General features: G+C 50.6%; 11 protein-coding genes, 1 tRNA gene and 1 pseudogene. 10 read left to right on the plus strand and 3 right to left on the minus strand.

Features of this window, described 5'->3' with window-relative positions; translation table 11 throughout:
• The first annotated feature begins 188 nt into the window (after nt 1-188).
• Nucleotides 189-2204: a prolyl oligopeptidase family serine peptidase gene (locus ACTHSP_RS12475; RefSeq protein WP_440346197.1), complete on the plus strand. Its 2016-nt coding sequence runs from the start codon at nt 189-191 to the stop codon at nt 2202-2204.
• 442 nt (nt 2205-2646) lie between these two features.
• Nucleotides 2647-2838 (plus strand): annotated as a pseudogene (locus ACTHSP_RS12480) (aminotransferase class IV); the annotation flags it as partial.
• Between the two features lie 44 nt (nt 2839-2882).
• On the opposite strand, the gene ACTHSP_RS12485 reads toward ACTHSP_RS12480, so the two are convergent.
• Complete coding sequence (locus ACTHSP_RS12485) at nt 2883-4340, minus strand: TIGR00341 family protein (protein WP_440346198.1); 1458 nt, start codon at nt 4338-4340, stop codon at nt 2883-2885.
• A gap of 583 nt (nt 4341-4923) precedes the next feature.
• Here ACTHSP_RS12485 and acpP point away from each other — a divergent pair.
• The 5 genes from acpP to ACTHSP_RS12510 all read left to right on the plus strand — a co-directional run bounded on the left by acpP (nt 4924) and on the right by ACTHSP_RS12510 (nt 9999).
• On the plus strand, nt 4924-5160 hold the full coding sequence (gene acpP, locus ACTHSP_RS12490) for an acyl carrier protein (RefSeq protein ID WP_003679644.1): 237 nt from the start codon (nt 4924-4926) through the stop codon (nt 5158-5160).
• 163 nt (nt 5161-5323) lie between these two features.
• The gene (gene fabF / locus ACTHSP_RS12495) at nt 5324-6571 is read left to right on the plus strand and encodes a beta-ketoacyl-ACP synthase II (RefSeq protein ID WP_039861923.1); all 1248 of its coding nucleotides are present in this window, start codon (nt 5324-5326) and stop codon (nt 6569-6571) included.
• Between the two features lie 177 nt (nt 6572-6748).
• Entirely contained in the window at nt 6749-7441 is a 693-nt protein-coding gene (locus ACTHSP_RS12500) for a hypothetical protein (RefSeq protein ID WP_063068368.1), read from the plus strand.
• A gap of 141 nt (nt 7442-7582) precedes the next feature.
• Nucleotides 7583-8470 carry a homocysteine S-methyltransferase family protein gene (locus ACTHSP_RS12505; protein WP_440346199.1) on the plus strand — a complete coding sequence of 296 codons (888 nt, stop codon included), beginning with the start codon at nt 7583-7585 and terminating at the stop codon, nt 8468-8470.
• 98 nt (nt 8471-8568) lie between these two features.
• Nucleotides 8569-9999, plus strand: a complete 1431-nt coding sequence (locus ACTHSP_RS12510) for a basic amino acid/polyamine antiporter (RefSeq protein WP_440346200.1) — start codon at nt 8569-8571, stop codon at nt 9997-9999.
• A gap of 66 nt (nt 10000-10065) precedes the next feature.
• Here the strand turns inward: ACTHSP_RS12510 and ACTHSP_RS12515 are convergent, their stop codons facing one another.
• Nucleotides 10066-10395, minus strand: coding sequence for a rhodanese-like domain-containing protein (locus ACTHSP_RS12515; RefSeq protein WP_003679997.1), 330 nt, complete (start codon nt 10393-10395; stop codon nt 10066-10068).
• A gap of 52 nt (nt 10396-10447) precedes the next feature.
• Complete coding sequence (locus ACTHSP_RS12520) at nt 10448-11104, minus strand: protein-L-isoaspartate O-methyltransferase (protein WP_314513313.1); 657 nt, start codon at nt 11102-11104, stop codon at nt 10448-10450.
• A 183-nt stretch (nt 11105-11287) separates the two neighbouring features.
• Here ACTHSP_RS12520 and tpiA point away from each other — a divergent pair, with 183 nt between their 5' ends.
• The 3 genes from tpiA to ACTHSP_RS12535 all read left to right on the plus strand — a co-directional run bounded on the left by tpiA (nt 11288) and on the right by ACTHSP_RS12535 (nt 12529).
• Nucleotides 11288-12061 (plus strand): triose-phosphate isomerase, encoded by a 774-nt coding sequence (tpiA, locus tag ACTHSP_RS12525; protein ID WP_004519014.1) that lies wholly within the window; start codon nt 11288-11290, stop codon nt 12059-12061.
• A gap of 7 nt (nt 12062-12068) precedes the next feature.
• Complete coding sequence (gene secG, locus ACTHSP_RS12530; RefSeq protein WP_314513311.1) at nt 12069-12428, plus strand: preprotein translocase subunit SecG; 360 nt, start codon at nt 12069-12071, stop codon at nt 12426-12428.
• Nucleotides 12429-12443: 15 nt separating this feature from the next.
• Nucleotides 12444-12529, plus strand: a tRNA-Leu gene (locus ACTHSP_RS12535).
• The last annotated feature ends 41 nt before the right edge of the window (nt 12530-12570 follow it).

Here is a 12570-nt window from a genome sequence, read left to right on the forward strand (position 1 = left end):
GGCAGCTATGTCCGCACCCAGCCGCAAGACGGCGAGCCTGCGTTTGGTTTGCAGGAAGGTTTGTGGAAAATATACGGGCGTTGAATTGAAGAATGTTGTTCAGGCCGTCTGAAACGCAGGTTTCAGACGGCCTTTTTTGATTTTGCCGTTATAATTCCGTTTCCCAATCTTTCAGACGGCCTTTTTTTATGAAATCCTACCCTGATTCCTATCTCCATTTTGAAAACCTCGAATCTCCCGAAACGCAAAATTTCGCCGCCGCGGCGCATACCGAAACGCGTGCGCGTTTTTTAGAAAACGACAAAGCACGCGAATTGTCTGACGGCATTTTGGCGCAGATGCAGGATACGCGGCAGATTCCGTTTTGTCAGGAACACCGCGCGCGGATGTACCATTTCCATCAGGACGCGGAATATCCGAAGGGCGTGTACCGCGTGTGTACGGCGGCGACTTACCGTTCGGGCTATCCTGAGTGGAAAATCCTGTTTTCAGTGGCGGATTTCGACGAATTGCTCGGCGACGATGTGTATTTGGGCGGTGTGTCGCACTTGGTGGAAAAGCCCAACCGCGCGTTGTTAACACTGAGCAAATCGGGCGGCGATACGGCTTACACGCTGGAAGTGGATTTGGAAGCAGGGGAGTTGGTAGAAGGCGGTTTTCACTTTCCGGCAGGCAAAAACCATGTGTCGTGGCGCGATGAAAACAGCGTGTGGGTGTGTCCGGCTTGGGACGAACGCCAGTTGACCGAATCGGGCTATCCGCGCGAAGTGTGGCTGGTGGAGCGCGGCAAGAGTTTCGAGGAAAGCCTGCCGGTGTACCAAATCGATAAAGGCGCGATGATGGTGAACGCGTGGCGTTATCTCGATCCGCAGGGTTCGCCGATTGATTTGATTGAAGCGTCGGACGGTTTTTACACCAAAACCTATTTGCAGGTGTCAGCCGAAGGCGAGGCGAAACCGTTGAACCTGCCCAACGATTGCGACGTGGTCGGCTATCTGGCGGGGCATCTTTTGCTGACGTTGCGCAAAGACTGGAACCGTGCGAACCAAAGCTATCCGAGCGGCGCGCTGGTGGCGGTGAAGCTGAATCGGGGCGAACTCGGGGCGGCGCAGCTTTTGTTTGCGCCCGATGAAACGCAGGCATTGGAAAGTGTGGAAACGACCAAGCGTTTTGTGGTGGCGAGCCTTTTGGAAAACGTACAAGGCCGTCTGAAAGCGTGGCGCTTTAGCGATGGCAAATGGCAGGAAGTCGAACTGCCGCGCCTGCCTTCGGGTGCGTTGGAAATGACCGACCAACCGTGGGGCGGAGACGTGGTTTACCTTGCCTCCAGCGATTTCACTACGCCGCTGACGCTGTTTGCGCTGGATTTGAACGTGATGGAACTGACCGTCATGCGCCGCCAGCCGCAGCAGTTCGATTCAGACGGCATCAACGTGCAGCAGTTTTGGACGACTTCGGCCGACGGCGAGCGCATTCCTTATTTCCACGTCGGCAAAAACGCTGCGCCCGACACGCCAACGCTGGTCTATGCCTACGGCGGTTTCGGCATTCCTGAATTGCCGCATTATCTGGGCAGCGTCGGCAAATATTGGCTGGAAGAGGGCAACGCCTTCGTGTTGGCGAACATACGCGGCGGCGGTGAATTCGGCCCGCGCTGGCATCAGGCGGCGCAAGGCGTAAGCAAACACAAAAGCGTCGATGATTTGCTTGCCGTCGTGCGCGATTTGTCCGAACGCGGCATGAGTTCGCCCCAACACATCGGTTTGCAGGGCGGCAGCAACGGCGGCCTGATTACCGCCGCCGCCTTCGTGCGCGAACCGCAAAGCATCGGTGCGCTGGTGTGCGAAGTGCCGCTGACCGATATGATCCGCTATCCGCTGCTCTCCGCCGGTTCAAGTTGGACGGACGAATACGGCAATCCGCAGAAATACGAAGTCTGCAAACGCTGGCTGGGCGAATTGTCGCCGTATCACAATCTTTCAGACAGCATCAATTATCCGCCTGCGCTCATTACCACCAGCCTCAGCGACGACCGCGTCCATCCCGCCCACGCGCTCAAGTTCTACGCCAAACTGCGCGAAACCTCGCCGCAATCTTGGCTCTACTCGCCTGACGGCGGCGGCCATACCGGCAACGGCACGCAACGCGAATCCGCCGACGAACTCGCCTGTGTCTTGCTGTTTTTGAAAGAGTTTTTAGGGTAGAAGTAAGCAGCAGGACTGACTGTTTTGTAAAGTTGAGAAACAAAATACTCTTGTTTCGGTAAGTGAAAAGAAGGCCGTCTGAAAAACGAATATTAAAGTTTTCAGACGGCCTTCTTTTCTTTTAACTTTCAACATATCCCGATAAAATGGACACTTTGTAAGTGATCATTGATGGAAGACGCAATTATGGCAACCGAACCGAAAAATTATACACGATTTAGAAAATAATTTCAAACAAAACAATATATTAAAACTCAAACAAATCTTTCCCGAAGTCTGTTGCGAAGACCAAATCGACTTTGAGAAACTCAAACTCGTCCTTGGCACAGAAAACCTTGCCGGGGTGGGCGACGTTATCAACTCGATGCTGTAGAAACTAGTAGCGTTGTTTACAGTATTTCCAGGAGAATACTGAAACATGAACATGCACAAAAACACCCGTCTCACCCCGTCTCTGGATTTGGATATCCTCAACGGCATCATGCGCCAAGCCGTGTTGCAGCAGCCGCAAACCTACTTGGGCGCGGACGTAGTCATCGAAACGCATATCACCCGCGACATGCTCGAGCGCGCAGAAAAAATCCGCCTCTCCAACGCCTTGAGAGGCGTGTTTGAGGCGGATTTGGTGTACTAGGAACAATCAATGATTTCTCGGAAATGGATAAAGCCTGAAGGCGATTATTCGTTAGACGGTTTATCTGTCTGAGACTTGTGCGTTTGCAATATGCGCACTACCTTACCCTCATAACGCTGGCGTAACCACGCCTGTATCCGCTCGAGATCTTTGGCGGGCAATGGCTGCTCCAATTCGAGAGAGACAACGACGATATCGTCATATGTATCTGTCTTCAGTTCTACGTTTTTTTGGCTTTCAGACTGTTCGGAAACAGGCGTTGTTTGCGCTTTATCCCAAGCCAAGCCGCGTCCGACAACGATTTTTTCCGCTTCCGGATATTGGGCTTTTAATTCCTTGAGTACCGCTGCATCGTCGATATCGGAGGCTTTGCCTGCCAGTATGGTATCGATATAGGCCTGCTGCTCTTTCAGCTCATTTTGCTGCTGAACCGGGTTGTTTCGGCTTGCCAGCAATTCTTCGATTTTGGCATCGTTCCCTCCCGCATAGACCACGTTGACCTTCGGCTCTTTCACCCCCGACGCGTTAAGGCTTTTCACCAGCAAGGCGGAAATTTTCTCGGCATTGCCCGTTCCATTGACAACCAGACTGACTTTATTTTCTCTATGGTTCAACATCTTACGCAGCACGAAAAAACCTTCCTGTTGCTTCGCAGTGGCAATGGCAGCATTGGCTCTGGTGTTGAAGATTTCCTGACGCACCAGTCCTGATGCCATATAGCCGCTCGGAATCATGACAGCAAGTACGACGGCAGTAATAATGATGCTGTGCAACCGGCGTTTGGATTCCTTTACCAACCCCCTGCGCGGCAGCTTGAGCAGCTTGGAAAACAACAAGGTCGCAAAAGCGATGAATACGCAGTTGATGGCAAAAAGATATGAAGCACCGAGAAAGTAGTGCCAGTTGCCATGTGCCAGTCCGTAGCCCGCAGTACACAGGGGTGGCATCAATGCGGTAGCAATCGCCACACCCGGTATGGCATTGCCTCCCTCTTTTCGGGTCAGCGCCACAATACCCGCACTACCGCCGAAGAAGGCAATCAACACATCCCAAAGGGTCGGCTGAGTACGCGCCAAAATCTCGCTTTGCGCCTCTTTAAGCGGGGTTAACAGGAAATACAACGTAGCGGTAATCAAGCTGATGACGACGAATATAATAATATTGCGCACGGCTTGACGGATCAGCGCAGTATCCCCTACCGCCAAACCGTAACCCATACCTACAATCGGCCCCATCAACGGCGAAATCAACATCGCGCCGATCACTACCGCCGTGCTGTTTACATTCAGACCGATACTCGCCACGGCAATGGCAAACATCAATACCCACATATTGGTTCCGGACACCCGAGTATTGGTGCGGATGACGGCATCAATTTTATCGGGATGGGCCTGGTCATGCGCAAGATTGAACACATCTTGCAACTTGGTCATGGCACCATTGTCTTCTTTTGGCTGATTTTCTTGTTCTTCTTGGTTTTTACTTTCTTCCTGATCTTGCATATGCGTATCCTAAAGTTTTAATAGTTTATTTTAAACATCTAATTCATAAAGAATTTTTGAGTAATGAAATAATGCCTTGCCATTACGGCTAAATCTGACAGGCACACTTCCCACAATATACTATATTAGCATACGTCCGCAAACTTCTCCTCCGTTAGATGAAGGAAGGGCAAAGTTGCCGTTACAGCAAGCCGTAACGTGGGCTTTACCCACGAGATGAATGCCAAATGAAAGTCTATGTGACTGTTGTCGGATTTAGTTGTTGGATGGTGGATTTCGTGGGCAAAGCCCACGCTACTTGGGTTATCCCAAATCTGCCTTGATTGAATAAAAGGTCGTCTGAAAACGGGGAAATCAGTTTTCAGACGATCTTTCCGCTTATTAACTTATTGATACCAAGGAAAAACAAATTCCCGCTTGTAGGTTAAAATCAGCATATGCTAATATGCGCAACAACAGGTTTTTCCAGAATAATCTGTGCTAAAATGCAGGATTAGATGGAAAACTCTATCCGAATTCGGTACAATACCGACGAATTATTTCCCTTAAACAACCTGCCGCAAGGCGAAAAGGAACGACTGACATGTCAAACATCGAACAACAAGTTAAAAAAATTGTTGCTGAACAACTGGGCGTAAACGAAGCCGAAGTGAAAAACGAATCTTCTTTCCAAGACGATTTGGGTGCTGACTCTCTGGACACCGTAGAACTGGTGATGGCTTTGGAAGAAGCTTTCGGCTGCGAAATCCCTGACGAAGACGCTGAAAAAATCACTACCGTACAATTGGCTATCGACTACATCAACGCCCACCAAGGCTAATCGGTCGCACCAAACATCCAGCCTCTGCTGCGCCATCGCAATAGAGGCTTTTACCTTATTATTAAACCCCTGAAATTTCAGACGGCATGAGTTTTGCCCGTTTTCACGAAGAAAAAAGAGCAAGGCTGCCGCGAAAATCCCGACAACCAACAGCGAGATTATCATGAGTCAGAGAAGAGTAGTCATCACAGGTCTTGGCCAAGTATCACCGGTCGGCAACGACGTCGCCACCGCATGGAGCAATTTGCTCGCAGGCAAAAGCGGCATCGGACGGATTACCCGCTTTGACGCATCCGACATCAACAGCCAAATCGCCGGCGAAGTGCGCGATTTTGACATCGGCCAATACATCAGCGCGAAAGAAGCGCGCCGTATGGACGTGTTCATCCACTACGGTATTGCCGCCGCCCTGCAAGCCATTAATGATTCAGGCTTGGACGATTTGGAAACCCTCGACAAAGACCGCGTCGGTGTCAACATCGGCTCCGGTATCGGCGGCCTGCCGAGCATTGAAGCGACCGGCAAAGCCGTTATCGAAGGCGGTGCGCGCAAAATCAATCCTTTCTTTATCCCAGGCTCGCTGATCAACCTGATTTCCGGTCACGTGACCATCCTCAAAGGCTACCGCGGCCCGAGCTACGGCATGGTGTCTGCCTGTACGACCGGCGCGCATTCTATCGGCGACTCTGCACGACTGATTAAATACGGCGACGCAGACGTGATGATTGCCGGTGGCGCAGAAGGTGCGATCAGCACTTTGGGCGTTGGCGGTTTTGCTGCCATGAAGGCACTTTCCACCCGCAACGACGATCCTGCCACCGCTTCCCGTCCGTGGGACAAAGGCCGTGACGGTTTCGTTATCGGCGAAGGCGCTGGCGTGCTGGTGTTGGAAGAATTGGAACACGCGAAAAAACGCGGTGCGAAAATTTACGCCGAAATCGTCGGCTTCGGCATGAGCTCCGATGCCTACCACATTACCGCGCCTAACGAAGAAGGTCCTGCATTGGCCGTTACCCGCGCCCTGAAAGATGCCGGCCTGAACCCTGAAGACGTAGATTACGTCAACGCACACGGTACCTCGACTCCTTTGGGCGATGCCAACGAAACCAAAGCCATCAAACGCGCTTTAGGCGATCATGCGCGCAAAGTCATTGTTAACTCCACCAAATCCATGACCGGGCACCTGCTCGGCGCGGCCGGCGGCGTGGAAGCGTTGTACAGCGTGTTGGCGGTACACGAGCAAAAATCTCCACCGACCATCAACATCTTTGAACAAGACGTTGAAGCCGGTTGCGATTTGGACTACTGCGCCAACGAAGCACGCGATGCGAAAATCGACGTTGCCATCTCCAATTCCTTCGGCTTTGGCGGTACCAACGGCACATTGGTATTCAAACGCTTCAAAGACTGATAGAAGGTTTAATTAGATTAAAAGGCCGTCTGAAACTGGATTTCAGACGGCCTTTTTTATTTTAAAATCCAAATATTCTTGATAATCTGTATCATTTGTATAAAAATACCGATTCCTATCAATATCGCCCGGATTTTATCGGGTAATCAACCCAATTACATTTTTAAGGAGTCTGCAATGAAAACCATCCGTATTCTAGCATTGGCCGCCGCGCTGGCCGCCGTGCCTGCATTTGCGTCTGATTTCGGCCATGAACAGGCATTGACCATAGACGGCAAGCCTGCCCATCTGGCAGAAACTTCAGCCCGTATTTTGGCAAACGAAACCCTGACTGCGCCGCAACTGGTCGAAGATATCACTGATGGATTCGGTTCGAAAAAAATTCCAGGTTATAAATTGATGATTATGGGCCGCACTTATTCGGTGGCGGCAGAAACCAAACCGCCGAAAGAGGGCCAAACTCAGTGGCGGGACAATACGTTCATTCATCGCGGCGTAAAACTGTTTGTCGGTATTCCGGTCAAAAACGGCAAGATGGATTTGGCGTCTGCCCGATTGATTAATATCGGCGTGGTTGACGATAACGGTGGTGCCGCGCCTCATGATGAGGGTGAAAAAATCCGCCCCGTCGGCAAACAGCTGATGTCTCCCGATACCAAAGTGGAAAATGCGAAACTCAATATTGCCAAACTGACGTTGCCAAATATGAAATTGGGCGAAACCAGTGGCGGTGGCGTGAAATTGGAAGCATCGGCAACATTGGACGGTAAGCCGATACAGACCAAAATCGACAGCACGTTCTCCCGCTTCTATTCCGCCAAACCAGCCGCTACACGGCCGTTTATGGCAGATGCACGGTTTGTGAAATAATCGTAAAGGCCGTCTGAAATCCAGTTTCAGACGGCCTTTTATATAACGAAACTGCATAAGTTTAGTTTTTCATAGATTAAAGGTAAGGAGTTAAAAAAGCGTAGAATGGTGATTTTAAAAAATCATCATTGGAGGTCGATTATGACGGTAACGATTTTAGACGGCGGAATGGGGCGTGAACTGCATCGGCGCGGCGCACCGTTTCGCCAGCCGGAATGGTCTGCTTTGGCTTTGATGGAAACGCCGGAGATTGTACGCGAAACGCATTTGGACTTTCTTCGCGCAGGCGCACAGGTGATTACGACCAACAGCTATGCGCTTGTTCCGTTTCATATCGGGCAGGCACGCTTTGATGCTCAAGCTGCCGAATGGGCAAGGCTTTCCGGCCGTTTGGCGCGTGAAGCGGTGGAACAAAGCGAGACTACTGCAAAAGTAGCCGCAAGCCTGCCGCCGTTATTCGGTTCTTACCGCCCTGACTTGTTTGACAAACAAGTCGCACCTGCTTTGGCGCGCCCTTTAATATCGGGTTTGATGCCGTTTGCTGATATTTGGTTGGCAGAAACCGTATCCAGCTTGGAAGAAGCGCGTTTCTGGCGCAGCAGTCTGCCCGAGGACGGTAAACCGTTTTGGGTGTCGTTTACTTTGGAAGATACGATGCCGCATGATGTACCGGTGTTGCGTTCGGGAGAAAACGTGCACGAGGCGGCGGATTTCGCGGTAAAAATAGGTGCGGCGGCAATGTTGTTCAATTGCAGTCAGCCTGAAGTAATGGCAGAAGCTTTGAAAGTGGCACATGAAGCCCAAAGCCGTCTGAAACTGGGTGTTTACGCCAATGCATTTGAACCGGTACAAGGACAGATGAACGAGGCCAACGACGGTTTGGATCCGATTCGCTCTGATGCCACGCCGGAAAATTATTTGGCGTGGGCGAGACAATGGGCGGATTTGGGTGCGGAAATCATCGGTGGGTGCTGCGGTATCGCACCTGAACATATCCGTGCATTGGCGCAAGGATTTAAGGCCGTCTGAAAGCGGCTGTATAATATTTTGATACGGTTAGAACAGGCTAAAAAAGCCGGTAATCCCGTCGCTTCACAAACACATAATTATAAAAATCAGGAATAAACATGTCGCAAAAATCTCAAATCGGCTTGGGTGCACTGACGGCCTTGGTTATCAGTTCCATGATTGGTTCGGGTATTTTCAGCCTGCCGCAGAATATGGCTGCCGTTGCAGGTTCGCAGGCTTTGCTGTTGGGTTGGCTGATTACCGGTGTGGGCATTATCTTTCTCGGCCTGTCATTTTCGGCCTTGTCCAAACTTAAGCCCGAATTGGATGGCGGTATTTATACGTACGCCCGTGACGGCTTCAGCGATTTGATGGGTTTTTTCTCGGCGTGGGGCTATTGGCTTTGCACCACGGTCGGTATTGTCGGCTATTTGGTGGTTGCGTTTGAAGCAGTAGGCGGATTTGTCGATACGCCGGACAACGTGATTTTCGGTAAAGGCAACACATTTGCTGCTTTTGTTGGAGAATCAGTAATTGTGTGGCTGATTTACTGGTTGGTAGTGCGCGGTATTAAAGAAGCGGCAGGAGTGAACCTGATTGCGACGGCAGTCAAAGTATTTCCGCTGATTTTATTTATCGGTATGGCAGCCTATTTCTTTCAAACCGAAGTGTTTATGTCCGATTGGACAGGGGCGAGCCTTGCTACGCCTGAAAATCCTGATGTCAGCCTGATGACGCAGGTGAAAAACACAATGCTGATTACGCTGTGGGTGTTTACCGGTATTGAGGGTGCGGCGGTTTTGTCCAAGCATGCGCGAAGTCGTGCTGATGTCGGTCGAGCAACCATTATCGGCGTCAGCTTGACGCTGGCCATGTATGTGGCAATTACCGTCTTGGCTCAAGGCATTTTGCCTCGTGCGGATATTGCTGCAATGGCTAATCCGTCTATGGCGGGCGTGTTGGCGCACATGGTCGGCCCTTGGGGTAAAGTGTTGATTTCTTCCTGCCTGATTGTGTCTGTGCTGTCGTCTTATTTAAGCTGGACGCTGTATGCGACCGAGATTCCGCACATGGGTGCGAGAAACGGCGCATTTCCAAAATCGTTTATCCCGTTGAATAAAAACGAAGTGCCGCAGGGTTCGTTGATGTTTACCACCTTGACCGTGCAGGTTTGCCTATTGCTGGTGTGGTTAAAAGGCGAGGATTATTCTGCCTTGCTGATGGTATCGACTTCCATGATTTTGATACCATATTTGTTAATTGGTGCATATCTGCTCAAATTATCGCTGACACAAAAGGCTGCGGCAAAATACCGTCTTATCGGCGCGGCAGCAACGCTTTATGCGGCTTGGATTGTCTATGCGGCAGGCACGGAATATTTGCTGCTTTCAGTCTTGTTCTATTTGCCCGGCGTATTGCTGTTTCTCTATTCGCAAAAGAAACACTACGGAAGTTGTCAGTTCAACCGTATGGAAAAAGCCGTATTGGTATTGCTGTTGATTTTGGCCGTGCCGGCCGTACAGCAGTTTGTCGCTAGCTTACAAGCGTAAGCAGAAAGGTTTGAAAAAGGCCGTCTGAAATCCTGTTTCAGACGGCCTTTTATTGATAAAACCGATTCAATACCGCATCATTTTGCTGTCCACCTGCATTGCCCAAGCATCAATACCGCCTTGCAGGTTGTAGAGGTTTTCAAATCCGGCGTCTTCCAAATACATTGCTGTGTGCAGGCTGCGGATGCCGTGGTGGCAGTAAACGACGATGGGTAAATCGTCGTCGGGCAGCTCGTTTTGGCGCAGGGGGATGAGGTTCATCGGGATATGAATGGCGGCGGGTAGGGTGCAGATGGCACGTTCTTCATCGGTGCGGACGTCGAGCAGATGAAATGCGCGGCCTTCGTCCTGCCATTGTTTCAATTCGGTAGGCGAGAGTTGGATGATGTCGGTCATAGGGTAGCGTATGAAAGTATGAGGCCGTCTGAACTTTCAGACGGCCTGTTGTTTAAAAATCGAAATCGCCGAACGGATTGGCCGATTTGTCTTCCAAGTGTGCCACGACGGTGTCGAACAATACCTTTTCGGAAAACTCGTTGCCGTTGCGCGTCAGCAAAAGCGCGCGTTGTACCGGTTTGCGGCCGACGATGACTACCATACGGCCGCCGTCTTTCAGTTGCTCTTTCAGAATTTCAGGTACGCTGTCTACTGCGCCGCCTACATAAATCGCATCAAAAGGCGCGCCTTGCGATGCTTCGGTCAGGCCGTTGTTTTGCACATAATCGACGTTGGCAAAGCCCGATTTGTCCAAAACTTTTTTGGCGCGTTGCTGCTGTTCGGCATCGATGTCGTCGGTCACGACTTTGCCGGCCAGTTTGGACAGCAGGGCGGTTGCATAGCCTGAACCTGTACCGATTTCTAAGACAGTTTCGTCTTTTTTCAGTTTCAAGCCTTGAGCCAGGCGGGCAACGACTTTGGGTTCCAACATCTTGTGGCCGTTGGTCAGCGGCAGCTCCATATCCGCATAGGCCAAACCTTGAAAAGCCTCGCCGACAAAATGTTCGCGCTCGATCTCCTCCAAAGCATCCAAAATGTCGAAGTCCAAGACATCCCACGGACGAATCTGCTGTTCAACCATATTGAAACGCGCTTTTTCAAAGTCCATATTTGTGCTCCGTTCAATTCTTAATTTTATCGAAACATACATTATAAATCCTTGTCGGAGAGTGTGCCATCTTTCAGACGGCCCCGGAGGTCCGTTAATAATTGCCAAGCGCACATATATCCACTAAACTTTCACATTACACGACGCTACAGCAAGCAACAACCAACACACGGAGCAATAAAGATGTATCACCAAATCGGAATGTGGGACCAAAAATGGGTTATCGGCAACTGGAAAATGAACGGCCGACTCCAAAACAACAATGCGCTTATGCACCGCTTCCGTGTCATGCCAACCGCAGAACGCGTGTTAATCGGCCTGGCCGCTCCGACCGTTTATCTGTTGCAACTGCACAACGCCATGCAGATTGTTTTGAACAACCGCATCTTAACCTGTGCGCAAGACGTGAGCCGTTTCCCGAATAACGGCGCATACACTGGCGAAGTGTCCGCCGAAATGCTTGCCGACATCGGTACAGACATCGTTCTCATTGGCCACTCCGAGCGCAGCCTTTATTTCGGCGAGAAAAACGAAATCCAACGCCGCAAAATGGAAAACGTCCTCAACGTCGGCCTGATTCCATTGTTGTGCGTCGGCGAAAGCTTGGAAGAACGCGAAGCCGGTAAAGAACACGAAGTCATTGCCCACCAGCTTTCCATCCTGCAAGGTTTGAACACCAAAAACATCGCCGTTGCCTACGAGCCGGTTTGGGCGATCGGTACAGGCAAAGTCGCCACTGTCGAACAAATCGCCGACATGCACGCATTTATCTACAAAGAAATCTTGTCTTTGTGCGGAAGCGATGTTAAAATCCGCGTTCTTTACGGCGGAAGTGTGAAAGCAGATAACGCAGCCGACATCTTCGCAGTACCTCATGTAGACGGCGCATTGGTTGGTGGCGCGTCATTATCATATGACTCCTTTACCGCCATCATCAACGCAGCACAAGCCTCGTAGAAAACATATGGAAGCCTTTAAAACCCTTATCTGGATTATTAATATTATTTCCGCTCTATTCGTAATCGTGTTAGTATTGCTGCAACACGGTAAAGGTGCGGATGCCGGCGCAACATTCGGTTCGGGCAGCGGTAGCGCGCAAGGCGTATTCGGTTCTGCTGGTAATGCCAACTTCCTCAGCCGATCGACTGCCGTTGCTGCAACATTTTTCTTTGCGACCTGCATGGCAATGGTGTATATTCACACCCACTCCAATAAGCACGGTTTAGACTTCAGCGATATGAAGCAGACCCAGCAAGCTCCTAAGCCTGCAACGCCTGCACAAAACAATACAACTCCTGTTGCACCGAATCCTCAGCAGCAGTAAGACAATTTGATTTATGCCGACATGGTGGAATTGGTAGACACGCTATCTTGAGGGGGTAGTGGCCGTAGGCTGTGCGAGTTCAAATCTCGCTGTCGGCACCACATTAGAAAATCTAACCGCTTTTTAGCGGTTATTTTTTCGT

Source organism: Neisseria sp. P0001.S005 (assembly GCF_051963715.1).